At 35.6% G+C, this 23,838-nt stretch carries 21 protein-coding genes; 14 read left to right on the top strand and 7 right to left on the bottom strand.

The features are described 5' to 3' along the window. The first annotated feature begins 3 nt into the window (after positions 1–3). From BHE19_RS20645 to pruA, 3 genes are all read left to right on the top strand, one after another. Positions 4–1,266 carry a type IX secretion system plug protein gene (locus BHE19_RS20645; RefSeq protein WP_070908689.1) on the top strand — a complete coding sequence of 421 codons (1,263 nt, stop codon included), beginning with the start codon at positions 4–6 and terminating at the stop codon, positions 1,264–1,266. 79 nt (positions 1,267–1,345) lie between these two features. After that, the gene (gene apaG, locus BHE19_RS20640; protein ID WP_008467225.1) at positions 1,346–1,732 is read left to right on the top strand and encodes a Co2+/Mg2+ efflux protein ApaG; all 387 of its coding nucleotides are present in this window, start codon (positions 1,346–1,348) and stop codon (positions 1,730–1,732) included. A 154-nt stretch (positions 1,733–1,886) separates the two neighbouring features. Then, positions 1,887–3,512: an L-glutamate gamma-semialdehyde dehydrogenase gene (pruA, locus tag BHE19_RS20635; RefSeq protein WP_017497795.1), complete on the top strand. Its 1,626-nt coding sequence runs from the start codon at positions 1,887–1,889 to the stop codon at positions 3,510–3,512. A 124-nt stretch (positions 3,513–3,636) separates the two neighbouring features. Here the strand turns inward: pruA and BHE19_RS20630 are convergent, their stop codons facing one another. Next, on the bottom strand, positions 3,637–4,710 hold the full coding sequence (locus tag BHE19_RS20630) for an NHL repeat-containing protein (RefSeq protein WP_123923452.1): 1,074 nt from the start codon (positions 4,708–4,710) through the stop codon (positions 3,637–3,639). A gap of 308 nt (positions 4,711–5,018) precedes the next feature. Between BHE19_RS20630 and BHE19_RS20625 the strand changes: the two genes are divergently transcribed. Together BHE19_RS20625 and BHE19_RS20620 are read left to right on the top strand one after the other, a co-directional pair. Next, positions 5,019–6,071, top strand: a complete 1,053-nt coding sequence (locus BHE19_RS20625) for a sensor histidine kinase (protein ID WP_070908687.1) — start codon at positions 5,019–5,021, stop codon at positions 6,069–6,071. 103 nt (positions 6,072–6,174) lie between these two features. Beyond that, positions 6,175–6,879, top strand: coding sequence for a LytR/AlgR family response regulator transcription factor (locus BHE19_RS20620; RefSeq protein ID WP_070908686.1), 705 nt, complete (start codon positions 6,175–6,177; stop codon positions 6,877–6,879). Positions 6,880–6,923: 44 nt separating this feature from the next. Here the strand turns inward: BHE19_RS20620 and BHE19_RS20615 are convergent, their stop codons facing one another. The 3 genes from BHE19_RS20615 to BHE19_RS20605 form a co-directional block, all read right to left on the bottom strand. Continuing rightward, a complete protein-coding gene (locus BHE19_RS20615; protein WP_165607940.1) occupies positions 6,924–8,672 on the bottom strand; it encodes a CocE/NonD family hydrolase in 1,749 nt (582 codons plus the stop codon). Positions 8,673–8,872: 200 nt separating this feature from the next. Beyond that, positions 8,873–9,592, bottom strand: coding sequence for a LytR/AlgR family response regulator transcription factor (locus BHE19_RS20610; RefSeq protein WP_070908684.1), 720 nt, complete (start codon positions 9,590–9,592; stop codon positions 8,873–8,875). Continuing rightward, on the bottom strand, positions 9,589–10,644 hold the full coding sequence (locus BHE19_RS20605; RefSeq protein ID WP_070908683.1) for a sensor histidine kinase: 1,056 nt from the start codon (positions 10,642–10,644) through the stop codon (positions 9,589–9,591). The genes BHE19_RS20610 and BHE19_RS20605 overlap by 4 nt, the downstream gene beginning before the upstream one ends. A 485-nt stretch (positions 10,645–11,129) precedes the next feature. Between BHE19_RS20605 and BHE19_RS20600 the strand changes: the two genes are divergently transcribed. Beyond that, positions 11,130–11,861, top strand: coding sequence for a hypothetical protein (locus BHE19_RS20600; protein ID WP_070908682.1), 732 nt, complete (start codon positions 11,130–11,132; stop codon positions 11,859–11,861). Positions 11,862–11,945: 84 nt separating this feature from the next. On the opposite strand, the gene rsmG is transcribed toward BHE19_RS20600, so the two are convergent. After that, the gene (gene rsmG, locus BHE19_RS20595; protein ID WP_017497786.1) at positions 11,946–12,575 is read right to left on the bottom strand and encodes a 16S rRNA (guanine(527)-N(7))-methyltransferase RsmG; all 630 of its coding nucleotides are present in this window, start codon (positions 12,573–12,575) and stop codon (positions 11,946–11,948) included. Between the two features lie 108 nt (positions 12,576–12,683). On the opposite strand from rsmG, the gene BHE19_RS20590 reads away from it, so the two are divergent. Further along, positions 12,684–13,778 carry a fatty acid desaturase family protein gene (locus BHE19_RS20590; protein ID WP_017497785.1) on the top strand — a complete coding sequence of 365 codons (1,095 nt, stop codon included), beginning with the start codon at positions 12,684–12,686 and terminating at the stop codon, positions 13,776–13,778. Between the two features lie 69 nt (positions 13,779–13,847). Next, on the top strand, positions 13,848–15,038 hold the full coding sequence (locus BHE19_RS20585) for a pyridoxal phosphate-dependent aminotransferase (RefSeq protein WP_070908681.1): 1,191 nt from the start codon (positions 13,848–13,850) through the stop codon (positions 15,036–15,038). Positions 15,039–15,094: 56 nt separating this feature from the next. Here BHE19_RS20585 and BHE19_RS20580 read toward each other — a convergent pair whose 3' ends face one another. After that, positions 15,095–16,153, bottom strand: coding sequence for a serine hydrolase domain-containing protein (locus BHE19_RS20580; protein ID WP_070908802.1), 1,059 nt, complete (start codon positions 16,151–16,153; stop codon positions 15,095–15,097). A gap of 220 nt (positions 16,154–16,373) precedes the next feature. Between BHE19_RS20580 and dinD the strand changes: the two genes are divergently transcribed. The 6 genes from dinD to BHE19_RS20550 all read left to right on the top strand — a co-directional run bounded on the left by dinD (position 16,374) and on the right by BHE19_RS20550 (position 22,333). Further along, on the top strand, positions 16,374–17,213 hold the full coding sequence (gene dinD, locus BHE19_RS20575; protein WP_070908680.1) for a DNA damage-inducible protein D: 840 nt from the start codon (positions 16,374–16,376) through the stop codon (positions 17,211–17,213). A gap of 122 nt (positions 17,214–17,335) precedes the next feature. Further along, on the top strand, positions 17,336–17,881 hold the full coding sequence (locus BHE19_RS20570) for a dihydrofolate reductase family protein (RefSeq protein WP_070908679.1): 546 nt from the start codon (positions 17,336–17,338) through the stop codon (positions 17,879–17,881). A gap of 135 nt (positions 17,882–18,016) precedes the next feature. Then, complete coding sequence (locus BHE19_RS20565) at positions 18,017–19,891, top strand: peptidase U32 family protein (RefSeq protein WP_070908678.1); 1,875 nt, start codon at positions 18,017–18,019, stop codon at positions 19,889–19,891. A gap of 385 nt (positions 19,892–20,276) precedes the next feature. Beyond that, entirely contained in the window at positions 20,277–21,437 is a 1,161-nt protein-coding gene (purT, locus tag BHE19_RS20560; RefSeq protein WP_070908677.1) for a formate-dependent phosphoribosylglycinamide formyltransferase, read from the top strand. Positions 21,438–21,440: 3 nt separating this feature from the next. After that, complete coding sequence (locus BHE19_RS20555; RefSeq protein WP_070908676.1) at positions 21,441–21,758, top strand: DUF6370 family protein; 318 nt, start codon at positions 21,441–21,443, stop codon at positions 21,756–21,758. Next, the gene (locus tag BHE19_RS20550; protein ID WP_017497778.1) at positions 21,758–22,333 is read left to right on the top strand and encodes a Crp/Fnr family transcriptional regulator; all 576 of its coding nucleotides are present in this window, start codon (positions 21,758–21,760) and stop codon (positions 22,331–22,333) included. Before BHE19_RS20555 ends, BHE19_RS20550 begins: the two co-directional genes overlap by 1 nt. A gap of 187 nt (positions 22,334–22,520) precedes the next feature. Here the strand turns inward: BHE19_RS20550 and aceA are convergent, their stop codons facing one another. Beyond that, on the bottom strand, positions 22,521–23,801 hold the full coding sequence (gene aceA, locus BHE19_RS20545) for an isocitrate lyase (RefSeq protein WP_017497777.1): 1,281 nt from the start codon (positions 23,799–23,801) through the stop codon (positions 22,521–22,523). Positions 23,802–23,838: the final 37 nt, after the last annotated feature.

Here is a 23,838-nt window from a genome sequence, read left to right as displayed (position 1 = left end):
AAGATGCCAAAAAAATTGTTTAGAAACCTCCTTATATTTTTCATTTTTGCTTCGGCTACTGCTCAGGAAGTACAAACTGAAGTAAATCCGCCTTACAATATTAAAACCGTCTCTTTTGTTCAGAACGGCAGTAATGTGATTCCGATCTTCGAATTGGGGGAAGCATTTCAATTTCAATTTGACGATTTATTTGGCAATGAAGCCAATTATTATTTTGAAGTGATACACTGCGATTACAACTGGAAACCGTCTGATATTCCGAAAACAGACTACATCATCGGTTTTGACAATCAGCGAATTACTGACTATTCGAATTCGTTCAATACACTTCAAATCTATTCGCATTACCGACTTCCTTTCCCGAATCAGTTTACCAGTCAATTGCGTCTTTCTGGCAATTATATGCTTCGTATTTTAAATGAGGACAAAGAAGTTGTGCTATCCAGAAAATTTATCTTATACGAAAATCACTGTACTGTAGCGACTCAGGTAAAAAGAAGCCGGGATTTGTCTAACATAGAACACAAACAAAATCTGGATTTTAATATCAGCTCTAATGATATTGTTTTTCAGACTCCGCTGCAAAATGTAAAAGTGCTGCTGCTACAGAATGGCAACTTTAACACTTCTATTAAAAATATTGTGCCGCAATACACCATTGGGAATCAGCTGGTGTACAAATACGATAAAGAAACTCAGTTTTGGGGCGGTAATGAGTTTTTGTATTTTGAAAACAAAGACATCCGCGCGGCTAGCACCAATGTAGCCAAGGTAGGAAGCAGCGGCGACATTTATAACTCTTATTTGTTCACCAATCTCGCAAGAGCCAATCAGATTTACTCGAACAATCAGGATGTAAACGGAAATTTCGTAGTGAAGAATATCAATGCTTCCAACAATGAAATCGAAGCTGACTATGCCTGGGTATATTTCAGCCTGTCCGCTCCAACTTTCAGAGCCTCGAATAAGGACATTTATATCAGCGGGATGTTCAACAATTACTGCTTAGCTCCGGAATACAAAATGAATTACAATTCAGAGAAAGGCATATTTGAAAAAGCCGTAATGATCAAACAGGGTTTTACTGCTTTTCAATACACGGTTGCCGATAAAAAAGGAGTGATTGATTATGAAAATGCCATAGACGGAAACTTTTATCAGACTGAGAATGAATATACCATCCTGGTGTATTACAGAGAAAGTACAGATCGATACCAGAGAGTGATTGGCAAAGGAAATGCAAACTCGATAAACATCATAAATTAAAACATTGTTAAGGATTTAGGCAGAAAGATTTTTTTTCGTAGCTTTGCACCTATAACGCACACATATATACTACTTTAGTATGGTTTCTCAGATAACAAGAGGCATAAAAATATCTGTTTTGACTAGTTTTGAAGGTACTTACTTCAAGAACTATAAGATTCACTTTGCTTTTAGCTATGTCGTTACAATCGAAAATCACAGCAAAGATTCTGTTCAGTTAACTTCCCGTCACTGGGAAATTTTCGACTCTTTAAACGACCTTGAAGTAGTTGACGGTGAAGGCGTAATTGGAAAAAAACCGGTTTTAAAACCCGGCGAAAATCACACTTATAGTTCAGGCTGTTTATTATCGTCTCCATATGGCGCGATGAAAGGTCATTTTAATATGATCAACTTTACCACTACCAAAACATTCAAAGTAATTGTTCCTACTTTCAGAATGTGTGCTCCTTTTGCTTTAAACTAAAAATTAGGTTTAAAACTCCCTTTTTTATCGTTATCTTAATCACAAATTTGACAAATTATTAATTTATCCTTTGTACTTTTGTGCAGCGTTAGATTATTCGTAACAATCAAATCGTCTAATTCTTAAATTGTCTAATTATCTAATTTTAAATAACATGCTAAAAGGATTCTTTCACGTACCAAAAGCGGTAAACGAACCGGTAAAAGGATACGCACCTAACTCACCAGAAAAAGCAGCAGTTCAGGCAGCTTACACTACTTTATGGAACTCTAAAATCGACGTGCCGTTATACATCGGAAGCGAAGAAATCAGAACTGGAAATACAAGAACAATATCAGCTCCTCACGATCACAAACATATCGTAGGAACCTACCACTTAGCTGAAAAACAACATATCGAAAAAGCGATTGCCAACGCTCTTGAATCAAGAAAAGCATGGGCAAATATGGCATGGGAACAACGTGCTGCTATTTTCTTAAAAGCTGCTGAGCTTATTGCAGGACCATACAGAGCCCGCATTAATGCTGCAACAATGATCGGTCAGTCTAAAAATATTCACCAGGCAGAAATTGATGCTGCTTGTGAGCTAATCGACTTTTTACGTTACAACGTAGAATTCATGACTCAGATTTACGGAGATCAGCCAAAATCAGATTCTTCTACATGGAACCGTTTAGAATACAGACCTCTTGAAGGTTTCGTTTACGCGATTACTCCTTTCAACTTTACTGCTATCGCTGCTAACCTTCCTGCAAGTGCTGCTATGATGGGTAACGTTGTGGTTTGGAAACCAAGCGACAGTCAGGTTTTCTCTGCAAAAATCATTATTGATATTTTCAAAGAAGCAGGTGTTCCTGATGGCGTTATCAATGTTGTTTTTGGTGATGCTTTAATGATTACAGATACTGTTTTAGCAAGTCGTGATTTTGCAGGAGTTCACTTTACAGGGTCAACTCATGTATTTAAAGACATCTGGGCTAAAATTGGTGCTAACATTCACCACTACAAAACTTACCCTAGAATCGTTGGAGAAACTGGTGGTAAAGATTTTATCATTGCACACCCAAGCGCTAACGTAAAACAAGTGGCTACAGGAATTGCCCGTGGTGCATTTGAATTTCAGGGACAAAAATGTTCTGCAGCTTCAAGAGCTTATATTCCGCAAAGTTTATGGCCAGCGGTTAAAGAACAATTAGTTGCCGATGTAAAATCAATGAAAATGGGTTCTCCGGAAGATTTCGGAAACTTTATTACAGCGGTTATCCACGAAGGTTCTTTTGATAAATTGGCGAGCTACATCGACCAGGCTAAAAAAGATGCTGATGCTGAAATCATCGTTGGTGGAAACTACGATAAATCAGTTGGATACTTTATTGAGCCAACGGTTATCGTAACTACAAACCCAAAATATACTACAATGGAAACCGAATTATTCGGACCTGTAATCACTATTTATGTTTACGAAGATGCTAAATGGGAAGAGACTTTAGAATTAGTAGATACTACTTCTGAGTACGCTTTAACAGGAGCAGTATTTAGCCAGGATCGTTATGCAATTGAAGTAGCTACAGTAAAATTACAAAATGCTGCAGGTAACTTCTACATCAACGATAAACCAACAGGAGCTGTTGTAGGAATGCAGCCATTTGGTGGAGCAAGAGCTTCAGGAACTAACGATAAAGCAGGTTCCGCATTAAACTTATTGCGTTGGGCATCTCCTAGAACCATCAAAGAAACCTTTGTAACTCCTGAAGATTACAGATATCCTTTCTTAGGTTAATCATTTTTAGTTTCAAGTTTCAAAGTTTCAGGTTAGAAACTTTGTTAATATAAAAAAGCCAAATCTAAGTTTTTAGATTTGGCTTTTGTTTTGTTTAACCTATTGTCTTTTTTCTGAAAGGGATTTATAATTTAAAACTGGAAATAGTATGAAAGCGATCTGCGCCTTTGTTTTTTTCACCTTCAAAAGTATCATAGTTTACAACTAACAGTTTTCCTTTATAAACAATAGTTTCACAAGGATTATCTAATTGCCCGTCAGAACCGTCAGCATTATCATTTTCCCAAATTAAAGAAATCGTATTTGTATCTAAATTTAATTCGTGCACGCTATTATTTTCATAATTGGCAATGAAAATAGAGTTTCGCTTTTTATCATAAAAAAAGCCATCGCAACATTTTAATTTATCCGAATCAAAAACAACTTTTTTAGATTTTACTTTTCCATCACTGTAGAATTCTATTTTAGTAATTACTCCATCACCAAAATTTCCCGCATATAGATTTCCCTTTTTATCAAAAGCAATTCCATCAATCCCAATGGTACTCTTGGTAACTTCAGGTTTTAAGATAAAAGTTGCAATCAGATAATTTTTCTTATTTGATGAATCCAGAGCAATCTTTTTCTTGTTTAATTCCTCTAACGAAAAACTATAAATTCCGCTTTCTCTTCGATTTTCAAATAAAGCATCTGTAATATAAATTCGATTTTTAAACCATCTTACGGCTTCTCCAAAATTAAATCCTTCGGCTAAAACCTCAGCTTTTACAGGCTTCCCGTCTTTTACGATAATTCTTAGTAATCTGGAGAAATTCTCTTTCCCAGCAAAAAACTGATTGTCCATAATATATAGATTCCCATCAGGGCCAAACTCCATTCCCATCGGATGTACTTTTTGTGTAACAGGATGTAATGGTAATTTGTCGAACCAGGTTATCGGTTTATCATTCTTATCGAAAGTTAAAATTTTACTGCCGTACTTTTCAAATGAAATTGCATTTGTAATCGAAAGAAATAAATTTCCTTTCTTATCAAGAGCCATTCCGTCCGGAGTTTGGCAAGTTTCGCCCAAGTCTGCAAACAAAGCAGGCTTGATTACTTTAGAAGTCTCGTTGTATTTAATTTCTTGTTTTTGTTCCTGCGAAAATAAGTTTAAGGAACTTGTCAAAATCAGAATACCAATTGTGTGTTTAATCATTTTTTTCATTTCGTTTTAGATCCGTTTATTATTTTAAGGAGATTTTATTTCAACATGTTGCTTAGAAATAGAATCAATACAAGGATAAATTTGATCATAATTATTTTTAAGCGAATATAATTGCAAGAACTTCTGATAATTACAAGCGCAACTAAAAAGGCTGTTTTAGCAATCAAATAATGAATAATTCAATTCTGTTGTATTCGTATGCTGAAATGCTGTTATTGAAGGCAAAATCTCATTATTTATAGTCCTAAACAGAGCTTATTTCTATATTTTGTTATCTTGCTCCTATTTAAAATATGCTAATGAATTTCATCAAACAAATTGATTTAAAAAGAGCAGCACTTCATTGTTTTTACTGGATTTTCTTTTTATTTTTTTATTTTTCGAATAAAGCTGATAACGAAGATTCTTATGCTTTTCTATTTATATATTCCTGGAAAATTGTAGCACAGGCAGCTGTTGGGTATGGTCTGATTTATTGGATTATTCCTCAGACATTAAACAAAAAGAAATATTTACTTTTTACAGTTTCCGCATTAGGCTGGCTTTATTTCGTTTTTGCCCTTTTAATGATTTTAAAATTTTATTATCTCGAACCAAAATTCCCGGGTTTCTTTGATTACTGGCCTGGTCATAAAATGACCGTTATTGAAAGATTAACTTCGGTTAAATTGATGCTGAGAGAATTCTCATTCCTTACCTATCCTGTTATTATTTTAGGCTTTATAAGTTTTAACCGCAAACAACAACGGCTTTTAAAATTAGAAGAAGAAAAAAAATCAATGGAACTGAAGATCCTAAAAAATCAGCTGAATCCACATTTCCTCTTTAATACATTGAACAATCTCTACACTTTAACCTTAAAAAAAGATCATAAAGCACCGGAAGTTATCGCTAAATTATCTGAAATTTTAGATTTTGTTTTATATCGCTGTAACGAAGATTATGTATCGATCGAAAAAGAAATTGCGTTAATTGAAAATTATATTGGTCTGGAAAAATTACGCTACAGCGAAAACAGACTGACTATTTCATTTACAAAAAACATTGAAGTGAGCAATAAGATATCTCCTTTAATTCTATTAACTTTTATCGAAAATGCCTTTAAACATGGTGTAATTAACGAAACTGAAAAAGCAATAATTTCTTTGCATTTAGAAAGCAAAAAACAACAAATCATTTTTAGCATTGACAACACAAAACCTAAAAACGATTTTGGTAAAACTTCGGATAAATCTAAAATTGGTTTAGTCAATGTTCGCAAACAATTGGATTTATTATATCCTAAAAAACATCAATTAGAAATTGAAGAAACGCAAATTACTTATGCTGTTAAACTTTACCTCAACATTTAATTTTAAGCTTACAAAATGAAAACTCCTAAGATTTTTTTAGAGCTATAACCAAAGCTTATTCAAAACCCATAAATTAGATTTTCTAAAAAATATTCTTTTTTGAATGAAATACAGATGCATCATCATTGACGACGAACCTTTGGCAAGAGAATTAATTGCTTCTCATTTAGTGAATTTTCAAAATTTCGAACTAATCGATTCTTTCGAAAACGCACTGAATGCTTATACTTTTTTAGAAACAAACACAGTCGATTTGATTTTTTTAGATATAGAAATGCCACTCTTAAAAGGCAATGAATTTTTAAAGAAATTAAAAAATCCGCCTAAGGTAATTTTCACAACGGCTTATCGGGAATATGCCATAGAAGGTTATGAACTTAATGTCATTGATTATCTCTTAAAACCTATCACTTTTGATCGTTTTTTTGTCTCGATAGAAAAATTCAAACAAGTACAGCCATTAAAAAAGGAAACAAAATCAGACTCTGAAAATCATGTTTTTGTAACCAGCGGAAGCAGAAATATTAAAATTGTATTTGATGAAATCTTATTTATTGAAAGCCTGAAAGATTATATTACCATTCATCTCGAAAACGGAAAATCACATCATATTAAGCAGAATATTTCTGTTTTTGAGAAACAATTAGATTCCAATTTTGTGCGTGTTCATCGTTCTTATATCATTCAGATCAAAAAACTAACAGCTTATTCTAAGAATGAAGTTGAAATAAATACAGTAGCAATACCAATAGGAAATAGCTACAAAGAAAATTGGTTACATCATTTAGATACAGCTTTACTGAAATAAAAAAATCCCAATCTTAAAAACAAATAAGATTGGGATTCTTTGTTTTATTTCCAAATTGGAATCTGTACAAAACTATCGTTGTACCATTTGATTTTTAAAGGCACTTTAGCATCTTTCATAGTCTCGCTGCTGACATCCTTCCCTGTTCCATAATTCAATTCCGAAAAAGCATTTTTATTTACATTCAAAGTAATCAACAGTCTACTTCCTTTACTCAATTGTTTACTCACCAAACGGGTATTGGAGAAAGGAATACTTTCTATTTTATTGGGCTGAAGCAAATTTCTTTTCGTAATATCCTTCGCATAACTCGCCCTGCCTATAAAATAAGACAGCTCAAAATATTTTCCGTCTGGCGTTACTTCAAACAAGGTAACTCCAATATCCATGTCTTTTTTATTGATGCTGGCCTTTATTTCTCCCAAAAATGCTCCATTTACCACTATCGGCTGAGTAAAAGGTTCACTAATAAAAACATAACCATTGGACGTATCTACTTCGTTATCAATAATGGGATCGGGATAATAATCGTTATTAATGGTTTGTCGGTCTGCAAAATCAACTTCCTGCGGCAAATAACTTTTCTTACCAGGTTTTGTGGCATTCAACGAGTAAAATTTTCCTTTCTCTACCGGATCATTGGTAAGATACAACGTTAGCAAACTATTACTCATTTTAGCAATAGACGGAGCACTTCTCCACTCATTAGCTCCCATTACCTCATAATTGATTCTGTCTTTTAAGATTGCCGGTTTGGGTTTGCCTTTCAAAATATAATCAAACCATTGATAGGTTATTTTATAGGTATTAATTAGAGCCACCTCATCCACTTTGTAACCATTCAGAACAGCATCACCCCCTACTTGTGCACCAAAATGACCGTACGGGCCAATGATTAAATACGAGTCGGCTTTCGGATTGTATTTCTCCAATTCTCTCAAATAATACAATCCTGAATTTTGAGAATCATTATAGTAACCATCAATGGCTAAAACCGGAATATTGATCTGCGAAAATTCTTTTCCGTATGGTGCCATTTTCTGCCAGTATTCGTCAAATGACGGGTGCTTGATCCACTTTTGAAAGAATTGGTTCGGAGTGCCGTCAATGCTATCCATTTTTTTGTAAGCCACACCGGTTTCCCACCACTTAAACTGCATATTCCTGAAGCGCTGTCTGTCGTTTCCCGCAACCGTATCCAGATATTTGTTATTTCCAACGTAAAACGCCCATTCGTAATTAGGGTTTATAAAAACGTTATTCTCCATTGGCAACCCCATTCCCGGTCTGGAAGCAACATACGGAACTATCGTTTTAAGTGCAGGGTGCATTTTTTTACACGCTGCCCATTGCGTAAACCCGTTATAACTTCCGCCATACATCCCGACACTTCCGTTGCACCACTTCTGTTTACTAATCCAGTCGATAACATCATAAGTATCATTCGTCTCGTTTTCATAAGGCGTTATTTCATCAGGACTAAATCGTTTCCCGCGTGAATACGACATGACCCCTATATAATCCTTATCTGCCGCTGCTTTTAAAGATTTGAGATCTCTGCCTTTTTCTCTGGCATAAATGGTATGCTGATAGATGACCGGCTGGGGAGTTAAATTTCCTTTTTTCCGAACAACCATTGCTGATATTAAAGCACCATCTCTGGTTTTAATCATTACACTGTCCTGAATGTCATAAGCGCTTTCCAGATCTTTTGATCTTGTCACACTTGTCTGTTGTGCATAGGTGTTGATTACTGAAAAAATAAAAAACACCAATTTTAAAATTAGCCTCATTGAGTTATTTGATTTAAGTAGTTCTGTTGCAATTTTAAACGAATCAGTCATGTCAGATCTGGGTTTTATTTTTCCGGAATTTTAATCCAAAAACAACACACTGCGTCCCGCTGTTTTCAGTACCTCTAAAAACAGCTTCATTTGTATTACCTCTTCTTTTGCTATAGCGATTTAAAAAGAATGAGTTTTTCTTTTTTTAATTAAATCCCATTGAGATTTTTAAACTTCACGGCCTGACGGTTTGAAACTTCTAAGAGTTCACCCGTTTTTAACGTTACTTCCAGTTTGCCGCTAGCGGTTCTGTTAACTTCCCGAATGTGATTAAGGTTTATAATTTCGGTTCTGTTTATTCTAAAAAAAACATTCTCATCCAACATTTCTTCCCATTGGCGGAGGGAACGTCTTTGAAGAGCTTTTTTATCCTGAAAAAAAAGTCTGGTGTAATTTTCAAGAGATTCGATCAGATAAATTTCATCCAACTGAATAAAGAATCTTTTCTCTCCATCTTTAATGAAAATCTTACGATCTTTTACTGCAACGTCTCCCAAAGAATACTTTCCGGATAAAGTATTTCTTATTTTTTCAATTGCTTTTGCAAAACGCTCTTCCCTAATCGGTTTCATTAAATAATCTAAAGCATTTACTTCGAAAGCCTGCACAGCATATTCATTATAAGCCGTTGTAAAAAGTACTGCCGGCGCATTATCGAGAGATTCCAGTAAATCGAAACCGGATTTTTCAGGCATCTGAATGTCCAAAAAGATCAGATCCGGCATTTTGGCTTCAATCAGACTTTTGGCCTCATCAGCATTTCCTGCTTCTCCAACAAGAACAAAATCTTCATGTGGTTCCAGTGCTCTTTTTAGTTCTTCTCTGGACAAACGTTCATCGTCTACTATTATAACTTTTATCTTTCTCATTCTAATGGGAATAAAATAGTTGCCAAAACGGTTTCGCTCTCCATTTCTTTAATTTCAAAAGAAGCTCTTCCTTTGTATCGCAACAGCAATCTCTCTTTCAGATTACTCAATCCAATACCTGAAAAATCCTTAATCTCTTTATTAAGCTTCCCCGAATTTTGAACACTGATGTTTATAAAACTGTCCAACTGCTCTACTTTTACGGTAACAGCTCCTCCTTCTTTTCTTTTTTCAATTCCATGTTTTATTGCATTCTCCACCAGTGCCTGAATACTTAAAGGTAAAACTAAATGATCAGACAGATTGCTATCTACTTCAATTTGTACCTGTAGACGTTCTTCAAATCGTATTTTTTCCAACTCCAAATAATCCCTAACCAGACTGATTTCATCGCTTAAGACTACTAAATTTCCTATATTATTATTTAAAGAATTCCGAAGCAAATCAGATAAAAGGTCAATCGCCCGTCGTGCCGAATGCGGATCTTCTAATACCAAAAATTTAATACTGTTCAGTGAATTAAAAAAGAAATGCGGATTAAGCTGTGTACTCAGATTATTCAATTGTGCTTCTTTTAATATAATAGACAATCTGGCATTTTCTTTTACGGTTTCAATCTCTAATCTTGAATAATGATACAGATGATAAGCCAGCACCCAAATAGACATTAGTCTGGTACCAGTAATAAAAACCTGCAACTGCGTGGATTGTAAAAACGAAATAAATGAAATTGATGTGCTTTTTAAAACAAATAGCCGTACAAGGTAAAGTTTCCCCACAATCAAAAGCATGTACAACACAGAAAGTATAAGAACACTCAACACCATTCTTGGAACCAATTTTTTCAGACTGAACTTATTCCAACCTCTTTTCAAAGCAAAATTTCTGTAAAGATGCGTCAATGAAATACCGATAAACACATCTAATACAAAATCAGCTATGCCAATTGTCCACATAAAACTACTTCCAAAGAAGGCCGAAACTCCCCAATACAAGGAAGTTGCCGCCCATCCAATGAGCTGAATTTTCCAATATGCAGATAATTTTACCATTATTCTCTAGCCAAAAATTGTTATGCTGTAGTAAAGATATTCCACTAACAGAGATTGAGCAAATAAAAGTACATAAGCGAAAGATAACTGTAGACGAATGACGTTCTTTCCTGAATTAACACATAAAACATACAAAAACCGGATCTTAAATGAAACCTGGCTTTTATCTGTTTTTTTTTATTTCATAAAACCAAAGAGAACAAAGGTGTTTTTACTTACAAAAAAAAATCCATTAACAAATAAAATTATATGTTTTTTCTTTCATATTAATTTAGAGTCATTACAAATTAGAACTTTGTCTTATCATGTTATTTATATGTCCTGTCGTTACATTAAAAAAGAAAAACCCAACATAAATTTGCAGCATAACCTCAAGAAAAAACATAAATCTTAATCACAAAAAACCGAGAGATAAACTTCATAAACAATTACTATACAATCCACTTTCAACAAAGGAATCAACCAAAAAAATCAACAATTGACTTATGAAAAGCTTGAAAAATGCTCCGCAGATTATTCTAAACTCAAAACATATTGGGCATCCAATTGATTTCAAATGGAATAAAAAGAAGATGGAAAAGTTCTTAGATCCTCTGGATGAATACAAAGAACTCGAAACTAAATTGTTAAATATTAATCATAAAGCAACGGTAGGACTTAGTGCTGCTTTACTAGAGTGGATCTACTGGCGTTTTTTAGGCCATAATACCAGTATCACTGATACCGAAAAACGCATCGAAGCACTTTGGTGCTCAACTAAAGATCCGGAGTTATCAAGCCCTTTATTATTTGACACTAATTTTGACATCCCGGCTTCAGGCCCTATAAACGGTCCATTATGGGTAGCACATATGACCGTGAGAATGATCGATGTAAGATATAGAAAAGGATCTTACTTTTTACAAAATGAAATTTTAGGACTGGTACTGCTTGCCCGTCATATAACGCCTAAGAAAAACGTTTTTGACAATTGGTTCAACAATATCATTATACAATTAACTTATTTGTATCCGTGTCCATATGCAAATGAAGATCTTGATGAAACGGATGAAAAGGTATACGATTCTCATAACGAGTCCTTAATCTGTCGCGATTTTTTCTTTAATCCTAAATTTCGATATACCATTATGGCATCAGAAAAAGCGGTGAATAAGTACATCCAAAATTCAGATCAAAAGAGTAATCCGTTCCTTCAACTATCACAAAAAGTTTCCTAATTATGATGTACTAATACTATTTTAAATACAAAACCCAATAATGCTCTGAAAACAAACAAACATTATTGGGTTCTTTTATAGTTTCTAAACAGTGAACTTTAAAGGCAAATGGACCACTTTTTTAGTTTCAAAGAATTCATCTTCAAAAATAGTCGACAAATCATATAAAGTAGCTTTTGGAAAAGCTGCCAATTCTTCTGTTAAGTCTCCTCCTTTTAAATATAGAATTCCATTTTTCAAAGTGTGTTTATGCTGCTTCTTTATTTTACCTTTTACCCACGAAACAAAATCCGGCATATTGGTTACGGCACGACTTACAATAAAATCAAAATCGCCTTTTACCAATTCAGCACGCTTTTGTTCTGCTTTAACATTTTTCAATTCTAATGCGTCTACAACTCCCTGAACCACCTTAATTTTTTTTGCTATGACATCAATCAGATAAAAACGGGTTTCAGGAAAAAGAATGGCCAACGGAATTCCTGGAAACCCACCTCCGGTACCAACATCCAAAACCGTTGCCCCCGGTTCAAACTTCATAATTTTAGCAATTCCAAGCGAGTGCAAAATGTGTTTTGTATATAAGGCATCAATGTCTTTTCTTGAAATAACATTGATTTTTTCATTCCAGTCGTGGTATAAAAAGTCTAACTTTTGAAATTGCTGGATTTGAAGTTCAGTCAAATCCGGAAAATATTTCAATATCTCATCCATTGCTCTAATTTTTTTAACAAAAGTAGTACTTTACGATTGAAATATTTAACTCAATTTTGCAAATTGAAAATTTATAATAATTACCTTTGAAACCTATTTAAATTAATTATGAATAACACTGCGCCTACATTTGCGAAGCAAGACAATCTGAAGTTCTTCAGAACGCTTAACTCACGAGTAAACAATTACTTCAAAGAGAACAATATTCAGAAAACAGGAAACTGGAAGCTGCATTTAAAAGCCATTATTCTTTTCGCTGTTTTTTTAACACCCTATTTTTTAATATTAACGCTTAACATGCCTTTTTGGGCACAATTGCTCCTAAATATCCTTATGGGAGTTGGTATGGCCGGAATTGGAATGAATGTCATGCACGATGGAAATCACGGGTCGTACTCTTCTAAATCATGGATCAATAAAATCATGGGGGGAAGTATTTACGTATTAGCCGGAAACGTTCACAACTGGCAGGTACAACATAACGTACTTCACCATACGTATACAAACATTCACGGTCATGATGAAGATCTTGATGCCGGAAGAATTATCCGCTTTACACAAAATGCAGAATGGCGTCGTTTTCATAAATTTCAACATTACTATTCTTTTTTCTTATATGGACTATTGACTTTCAACTGGGCCTTAACAACCGATTTCAAGCAAATGAAAGACTATATTAAAAGAAAATTATCTTACGGAGCGCCGCAAAGTCCAACCAAATTATGGACCGTTCTTGTGATCACAAAAATAATTTATATTTTAATCTGGATCGCTTTACCAATGATTTTGGGGGTAATATGGTGGAAAGTCGTGATCGGGTTTTTCGTAATGCATTACACAGCCGGATTAATTTTAAGTATCGTTTTTCAATTGGCACACGTAGTAGAAGAAACTTCAAATCCTGTTCCGAATGAAGATGGAGAAATAGAAAACACCTGGGCAATTCATCAGTTGTACACCACCGCTAATTTTGCACCAAAAAACAAAGTTGTCAACTGGTTTACCGGAGGATTAAACCACCAGATCGAGCATCACATTTTTCCAAATATCAGTCATATTCACTACGGAAAAATTGCCGAAATCGTAAAACAAACGGCCATCGAATGCAACTTGCCTTATCATGAATTTAAAACGATGAGAGGAGCTGTATTAGCACATTACAGACACTTAAGAGATCTTGGAATAAAACCCGAGCTAGCATAAAATAAGAAACTATTAATCATTAACCGTCTTTAATTAAAGTTGAAATTAAAGACATTCAAAAATTTTATAATGAATCATATTCTTTCAGACAGAATCAACAACTTAGCGACATCACAAACTTTAGCAATGGCTGCTTTAGCACGCGAATTAAAAGCACAGGGAAAAGACATTATCAGTTTAAGTTTAGGAGAACCGGATTTCAATACGCCGGATTTCATTAAAGAAGCAGTTAAAAAAGCAGTAGACGAAAACTACAGTACTTATTCTCCGGTAGAAGGTTATTTAGAATTGAGAGAAGCAATCTGCAAAAAATTCAAAAGAGACAATGCATTAGAATACAAACCATCTCAAATTGTGGTTTCTACAGGTGCAAAACAATCTTTATACAATATTGCCCAAGTAATGTTAAACGATGGTGACGAGGTTATTTTACCGGCACCTTACTGGGTTTCTTACTTTGAAATCGTAAAACTTTCAGGCGGAGTTCCGGTTGAAGTTCCTACTTCTGTAGATACTGATTTCAAAATGACGCCTGAGCAATTAGAAGCTGCCATCACACCAAAAACAAAAATGATGTGGTTCTCTTCTCCTTGCAACCCATCCGGATCTGTATACAGCAGAGAAGAATTGACAGCACTTGCAAAAGTGTTGGAAAAATATCCAAATATTTATGTAGTTTCAGACGAAATTTATGAGCACATCAATTTCTCAGGAACTTTCTGCAGCATCGGATCAATTCCGGGAATGTTAGAAAAAACGATCACTGTAAACGGAGTTGCAAAAGCATTTGCTATGACAGGATACAGAATTGGTTATATCGGAGCTCCTGAATTTATCGCAAAAGCATGCGTAAAAATCCAGGGACAAGTAACTTCCGGAGCAAATTCTGTAGCACAACGTGCCACAATTACAGCTGTAGAAGCCGATCCAAGTGTATTAAACCACATGGTTCAGGCTTTCCATACCCGTAGAGATTTAGTTGTTGGATTGCTTAAAGAAATTCCAGGTGTAAAAATCAACGTTCCGGAAGGAGCCTTCTACGTTTTCCCTGATGTATCTTCTTTCTTCGGAAAAACATTAAGAGGAACTGAAATTAAAGATGCAAACGATGTTTCTATGTATTTATTGGCTGAGGCTAATGTAGCAACGGTAACAGGTGATGCTTTTGGAAATCCAAATTGTATCCGTTTCTCTTATGCTACAAGCGATGATATTTTAAAAGAAGCTTTACGCAGAATAAAAGAAGCTTTGACTGCATAATGCCATACAAACAATAACCAAAAAGGTGTTTTCTTTCGAAAACACCTTTTTTTTATCTAGTCGATTAAAAGTGAAGCAATCTCTTTTGTAATTGCAGTCGGCGAATTGCAATCGCAATTACTTAACCCTACTACATAAACCTGTTCTGTCGGTTCGTAAATCCCCATCGATTTAAATCCAAAAATGCTTCCACCATGCTCATACACCATTTTATTTTTTACTTTTTCTAAATGCCAGCCGTAGCCGTAATCTATATTCGTTTTGTTGTTCAACTGATAATTCGTAAAAGCTTTTACTGTGAAAGCAGGGCTCGATAAGGCATTACTCTTTACTGCATTTTGCCACTTCCATAAATCATCAACGTTTGACATAATCGATCCCGAAGCATACGGAATAGAGAAACTGATATAATTGGCATTACTAAAACCATTCCTGTCCCGATAACCGGAAGCCCTGTTTTTAATCATTTTATCATGGCTCGCATAAAAGGTATTATTCATTCCTATTTTCTTAAATATATGCTGCGTTACAAATTCTTCATAAGTCTGACCTGAAACCATTTCAATGATATACCCCAAAAGAACATAACCGGAATTGCAATACTTATACTGTTCCCCGGGTTTAAAATCAACCGGCTCATTCTTGAAAAAATCAACCAATTCTTTTGGTGACAAATCACGTCGGGCAATATCTTTTATTGCTTTCATACTCGTAAAATCCTTAATTCCGGAAGTATGTGTCAGCAAATGATGGATCGTTATTACATTACCTTTCGTTGGATAATCGGGAATAAATTTTGTAATCGCATCATCCAGCTGGAGCTTCCCCTGCTCTACTAGTATCAGAATAGAAACAGCCGTAAATTGTTTGGTCATCGATCCGATTTCAAAAACCGATTCGGGTTTCATTTGAACATTCATTTCTAAATTGGCCATTCCAAAAGCTTTTCGGTATACTACTTTTCCTTTCTTAACAGCCAGAAAAACGGCACCCGGATTTTCAGATTTAAATTTCGAAGTAATTAAATGATCTATTTTAGCCTCAAAATTCTGAGCGGACAAACCCGAACAGCTAATTAGAAATAGAGTAATAAACGATTTTAAAATGGTTTTCATTTTGCGATTATTTAGTTTGATTGATAAAGCTTTGACGGTATCCATCAGCTAAAGGTTACAAAAAATGCAATTTTAGATTTTATAAAGGTTCTTTATGCTGAACTACCCGTCAGCCTTTTACCTTACAAAAAGAAAAGAAAAAACTTACTATTTTATTTTCTTTTTGATATCTTTAAAAACACATTACTATTAAATCGTGTGAAAGAAATATTTAGACAATATGAAATCAGAAGAAATAAAAAAACTTTTTAAAAAATTTGAATTGGCAACCTCAGAACTCGAAGGTGTAGAATGTTGGAGTGCACGTGATTTGCAATTACTTCTTGGATATAGTAAATGGGAAAACTTTGAAAGAGTTATTCAGAAAGCCAAAGATGCCTGCAAAAATGCAGGTGAGATAATAGACAACCATTTTCCTGATGTCAGGAAAATGGTCGAAATTGGATCTAATTCAGAAAGACCTGTAAATGATATTGCACTAACCCGATATGCATGCTACCTAATTGCACAAAATGGAGATAGCCGTAAAGTAGAAATTTCATTCGCGCAAAATTACTTTGCAGTTCAAACACGCAAAGCAGAAATGGTAGAACAACGTCTTTTGGAGTTTGAAAGAATTAAAGCAAGAGAAAAACTGAGTCAGACAGAAAAACAATTATCCGGAATTTTATACGAAAGAGGTGTAGACAGTCACGGATTTGCACTGATAAGAAGTAAGGGAGATCAGGCCTTATTTAAATTAAGCACAAACATGTTAAAAAAGAAAATGGGCATTCCCGAAAACAGACCTATAGCAGATTTTTTACCTACAATAAGTATAAAAGCAAAAGATTTAGCTGCAGAAATGACTGGTTTGAATGTTCAGAACAAAGATCTCAAAGGACTGAACAAAATAGAAAATGAACACGTTGATAATAACATAGCTGTCAGAGAAATGCTCACAAAAAGAGGTATAATTCCAGAGAATCTCTCTACTGCAGAAGATGTTAAAAAGCTACAACGAAAATTAGACGGGGATGAAAAAAAACTCTTAAAAAATAACAGAAAAAAGAAAGATTAATTTTCAAAGTTCTTATTTCTAACCATCTGTCTCCACTAAAGAACATTTTTACACAGAAACAATCAGATTCATTCAAAAAGAACTCTATTTTTATGTCAAAATATATAAAACAAAATTTCTAAATGAAAAAAATAATTTTAGACCTGGCAGTAACTTTAGACGGTTTTATTGAAGGTCCCAACGGAGAAACAGATTGGTGTATCATGGACGATGACATGGATTTTGATGGATTCTTATCCAGTATAGATACTATTTTTTATGGCCGGGTGAGCTATGATATGTGGGGAAATTATCAGCCTGATGAAAATGCAAATCCTGCTGAAAAGTCACTTTGGAAAGAAGTTCACGCAAAGAACAAATTTGTTTTCTCCAGTCAAAACAGAGAAGACAACAATGCCTCTTTTATCAATTCTGACATCGTAACTAAGGCAAACGAAATCAAAAAACAATCGGGAAAAGATATCTGGTTATATGGCGGAGCGAGCCTTATTAAAACTTTTATTCAATTCAATCTTATTGACACCTATAGAATATCAGTTCATCCAATAGCTCTGGGAAGCGGAAAACCACTATTTGAAGACTTAAAGGAAAGATTAGAATTAAAGTTACTGACCACCAATATTTTTAAATCGGGTGTAATACAGCTTATTTACGAACCCGTTAAATAAAAAGTCCATTTATCATCATTCCATATAACCTAACTATTTCAAAAAAAGTCACTTCAGCATTAGCAAACTCGAAATATTTACAAGAACTTTGCAAACTTTTTTCCGTGAATACCACAAAAGCCTAAAGTACTTAAAATGAAGAAGAAGATTGAAATATTAGCTCCTGCCAGAGATTTAATTGGAGGAATGGCAGCCATAAACAGTGGCGCCGATGCCGTTTATATTGGTGCACCACAATTTGGAGCACGTTCAAACGCCAACAATTCTATCGAAGATGTAGCCGCACTGGTACAATATGCACACCTGTTTAATGCACAGGTTTTTGTGGTTATGAATACCATTTTGTACGACAACGAACTCGAAACTTGCCGTTCAATGATCTGGGAATTGTACGACATTGGTGTTGATGCCCTGATTATTCAGGATATGGCAATCATGGAAATGGACTTACCTCCTATCGTACTTCACGCCAGTACACAAGCCAATAATCGTGATGCTGATAAAATTAAATTTCTTAAAGATGCCGGAATCAAACGTGTGGTTTTAGCCCGTGAATTGAACCTGCATCAAATTAAAACGATATACGACGAAGCTGATGTTGAATTAGAATTTTTCGTAACCGGTGCATTATGTGTATCCTTTAGCGGAAACTGTTACATGAGTGTAGCCAACGGAGAACGCAGTGCCAATCGCGGTTCCTGCGCACAAAACTGCCGTTTACCCTACAACTTAATCGATGGAAACGGAGAAACCCTAATCAGAAACAGTCACTTGCTTTCGATCAAAGATTTAGATATTTCAGATCAGATTCCGAATCTAATTGAAGCCGGAATCGTTTCTTTCAAAATCGAAGGCCGTTTAAAAGATGTCGTTTACGTTAAAAACAATGTTTCCTATTTACGTCAAAAACTAGACAGCTATTTAGAAGGCGCAGGAAGTGATAAGTATATGAAAGCATCATCAGGAACATGTACCTATACTTTTGATTCTTCTTTAAGCAGAACTTTCAACCGTGGTTATACAGATTATTTCGTAAACGAAAGACACAGCTCCATTGGTTCCTGGGAAAGCCCAAAATCAAAAGGTCAATATATTGGTAAATTAATCCGAACAGTTGGAAACGCTTACGAAATCGAAAATGGCGAATTACTAAACAACGGTGACGGACTTTGTTTCATCAACGAAAACAATGAAGCCGACGGAATCTATGTAAACAAAGCCGAAAACGGGAAAATTTATCCAAACGTTTTAAAAGAAGTAAAAGACGGAACTTTTATTTACCGTAACAACGATGCCGCTTTCATCAAAATTGTTGAGAGAGAAGATAGTGCTGTTCGTAAATTGAGCACTACTTTATTACTTACAGAAACTGCAACAGGTTTCGAACTAATCGCTACTGATGAAGACGGTAATGTAAGCACTGTTACCCTGGAACATGCAAAAGAGCAGACTAAAACCGGTGAATCTATCGAAGAGAACATTAAAACTCAATTGGCCAAAACAGGTTTTACCCCTTACACTGCCAATGAAATCAATGTAATGTTCTCTCAAAACTGGTTCCTTCCTATTTCAAAAATCAACGAAATGCGAAGAACCGTTTACGATCAGTTGACTGAAATTCGTCTGGCCAATTACAAACGCGAAGAACACCAACTCGTTAAAACATCACATCCGTATCCGGAAACTAAATTGGATTTCATGTACAATGTTTCCAACAAAACAGCCCGTAAATTCTACGAGCGTCATGGCGTTACCGAAATTGAAAAAGCATTCGAACTACAATGGGATCCGGGAAAATCTCGTGTGATGACCACTAAGTATTGCATCAAATACGAATTAAAGAAATGTCCGATACACCAAAAAGATATAGTAGGTGTTAAGGTAAAAGAGCCCTTGGTTTTAAAACAAGGCGAACTGGAATACAAACTAAAATTCAACTGCAAACCTTGTGAAATGGAAATCTGGGAAAAAGATGCAGAATTCGAAATAGAAGAAGATCATTTTCATTAGAATTTAACCGCAAAGTTCGCAAAGGACTACGCAAGGTCCGCAAAGATTTTTTTAATCTTTGCGGACCTTTTCTTTTAACTGAACATCAAAAAAAATTGCGTTCTTAGCGTAATTCCCTGCGGATTTTGTGGTTAAATTCACCCCGTTATTTCTCAGTTTTATCATTTAGACATAAAAAGAAATCACACAAGAAACTCAATCCCAATTGTCGTCAATCTTTGTCGAATTACGAGTATGATTTCTCCCTTCGATCGAAATGACAAGCTACACGGTTACTTTATCTAAAAGACAAAAACTTAGCGCTCTTTGCGTAATTCTTTGCGAACTTTGCGGTTAAACTCTTTTTTCGCTACTTTTACTTCTCCAACAACACAATTAATCCAAAATGAAAATACTACTCCTAGGTTCGGGTGAACTGGGCAAAGAATTTGTCATTGCCGCTCAACGAATCGGACAAACTGTAATTGCTGTCGATAATTACGAAAATGCTCCGGCCATGCAGGTAGCACACAGCTTCGAAGTCATCAACATGCTCGACGGCGAAGCACTGGACCGAATCGTAGCCAAACACCAGCCCGACTTTATCGTTCCTGAAATAGAAGCTATCCGAACAGAACGTTTTTACGATTACGAAAAACAAGGCATTACCGTTGTTCCATCTGCGAAAGCAGCCAACTTTACCATGAATCGAAAAGCGATTCGCGATCTCGCTTCGAAAGAACTAGGATTAAAAACCGCAAAATACCAATATGCAACCTCGGCAGAAGAACTTCAAAAAGCCGTTCAGGAAGTTGGAATTCCCTGCGTAGTAAAACCATTAATGTCTTCTTCCGGAAAAGGACAATCTACTATCAAAACGGAAGGCGATATTGAAAAAGCCTGGCAATATGCCGTTGCAGGCTCACGTGGTGATGTCATCGAAGTTATCGTAGAAGCTTTTGTAGATTTCAATTCTGAGATTACACTTTTAACTATTACTCAAAATAACAATCCAACACTTTTTTGCGCTCCAATCGGACACCGCCAGGAACGCGGGGATTATCAGGAGAGCTGGCAGCCTGCAAAAATTTCTGATGCCGATTTATATGAAGCGCAGGATATGGCCGAAAAAATTACCGAAGCTCTGGGAGGCGCAGGCCTTTTTGGTGTTGAATTTTTCTTAACCAACGAGGGTGTTTATTTCTCAGAACTATCCCCACGCCCACACGATACCGGAATGGTAACTCTTGCCGGTACACAAAATTTTAATGAATTCGAATTGCATTTACGAGCTATTTTAAGCTTACCCATCTTTGAAATCACTCTTGAAAAAGCCGGTGCGAGTGCCGTGATTCTGGCCTCAGAAGACTCGACAAACCCAACTTTTACCGGAATTGAAAAAGTAGCCGCTTTACCTAAAACTGATTTCAGAATTTTCGGAAAGCCAACTTCAAGACCTTACCGTCGAATGGGAGTCGTTTTAAGTCATGACACTCTCACAACACCAATCGACGAAATTACAGAACGTGCCAAAACAACTTCAAAACTAATAACCGTAAACTCTTAAAAAATGAAAAACGCATTATTTGCACTGTTCCTGCTTGCCGGAATTTCAACTCAGGCTCAGGATAAGAAAACAAATGAAAAACCCGTAATTGTAGAAACCGCTTGTGGCGAATGTCAATTTGGAATGAAAGGCAAAAGCTGTGATTTAGCCGTTCGTATTGACGGTAAAACGTATTTCGTAGACGGAACAACAATTGACGAACATGGTGACGCACATGCGGAAGACGGCTTTTGCAATGCTGTTCGCAAAGCTTCAGTTATTGGAAAAATAGAGAATGATCGCTTTAAAGCAAGCTCTTTCACACTGATAAAAGAAAAATAATGGCATTAATTCTTGAAAACATAGCCAAACATGTTTCATTGACACCTGAAGAGCAGGCTCATTTTTTATCCAAAACAGAAACCCATTTTTACAAGGCGAAAACCATTTTACTGAATGCCGGTGAAGTGTGTACACATTCGTATTTTGTAAATTCGGGAATTCTAAGAAGCTTCAACATCAATGATAATATTGTCGAACATGTTCTGGCATTTGCTTGTCAGGGCTGGTGGATGAGTGACATGTACAGCTATTTTTCACAGAAACCGGGAGAACTTTTTATAGAAGTCTTAGAAGATGCGGAAGTCGTTTCTTTATCCAAAGAAAATCAGGAGCAATTGTATCTCGATATTCCTAAATTAGAACGTTTTTTCAGAATTTTAATTGAAAATTCTCTGGTTGCCAATCAACAACGCTTAATGGATAATTTAAGTCTGACGGCAGAAGAACGCTTTGAAAAATTTTGTGCTAAATACGGCACGTTGGTTCATAAAGTACCTCAAAAGCAAATTGCTTCTTTTATTGGCGTCACACCTGAATTTTTCAGTAAAATGAAAGCCCGGCTTTTAAAAAAATAGCCACAGATTTCACAGATTAGAATGATTAAAAAAATGTTGCCCCGAATTTCCACGAATTTTAATTCACCTCTTTAGCCAATTTAATTTGTGGAAATTCGTGAAATTCGTAACAGAAAAAAAATCCTTTTTAATCTGTGAAATCTGTGGCAAAAAAAAACCAGTTCATATGAACTGGTTCTTTTTTGAATTAAAACTGCTCAACCTCTGTTGAATGCTTCATTGCAGTAGTTGAAGACCTTCCTATCGTTACTGTATTTTGAACCGCATCAAAATAAGAAGTCCCTACAAAAGCCTGATGTTTTACTGCTCTGAATCCGTTTTGCTGCAAAGCAAATTCTCTTTCCTGCAATTCAGAATATCCTGCCATACCACGTTCTTTATACGCTTTAGACAATTCGAACATACTGGTATTTAAAGCATGGAATCCTGCCAGAGTAATGAACTGAAATTTATACCCCATAGCCGCCAGATCTTCTCTGAAAGTTTCCATTTCTGCTACTGATAATTTTGCCGCCCAGTTGAAAGACGGAGAACAATTATATGCCAGCATTTTACCCGGAAACTCTTTTTTCATTGCGTCTGCAAACTTCTTGGCATAAACCAAATCAGGATTACTAGTTTCCATCCAGATCAAATCAGCATAAGGAGCGTAACTCAAACCTCTTGCGATTCCCTGATCGATTCCGCTGTTTACATAGAAAAAGCCTTCATTGGTTTTTTCACCGGTAATAAATTTTGCATCTCTTGGATCTGCGTCGCTAGTCAGTAAATTAGCTGCATCAGCATCTGTTCTGGCTACAATTAATGTCGAAACGCCCATAACATCAGCAGCCAAACGAGCAGCAATCAGTTTATTGATCGCTTCCTGAGTAGGTACTAAAACCTTCCCGCCCAAATGCCCGCATTTTTTAGCAGAACTCAACTGATCTTCAAAATGAACACCTGAAGCACCCGCTTCAATCATCGATTTCATCAATTCGAAAGCGTTTAAATTTCCGCCAAAACCGGCTTCTGCATCGGCTACAATCGGAACCAAATAATCTTTTTTATCTTCAACCTGGTTTACCACCTGAATCTGATCAGCTCTCAACAAGGCACTATTAATTTTCTTTACCACCATCGGCACGCTATTTACCGGATAAAGCGATTGGTCAGGATACATTTCTCCTGCCAGATTTGCATCGGCAGCCACTTGCCAGCCACTCAAATAAATCGCTTCTAAACCAGCATCGACTTCCTGAATCGCCTGATTTCCTGTTAAAGCACCTAAACCAGCAACATAATCCTGACTTTTTAACTTTCTCCATAATTTCTCCGCCCCCATTTTAGCAATAGAATGCTCAATATGATAAGAGCCCTGAAGCGTAACCACCTCAGTAGCAGTATACGGACGTTCAACACCTTTCCATCTTGGGTTTGTGATCCAATCGTTAATCAATTCCTGAATTCTGTCTTCTGTTGTTTTCATAAAAATATAAGTTAAGTTGGTTAGTAAGTAAATAGTC

This window comes from Flavobacterium tructae (assembly GCF_001853485.1).
GTDB classification, from domain to species: Bacteria; Bacteroidota; Bacteroidia; order Flavobacteriales; family Flavobacteriaceae; genus Flavobacterium; species Flavobacterium tructae.
Note: the sequence above shows the minus strand (reverse complement) of the source record. Positions and strands in the feature narration are given on the sequence as shown.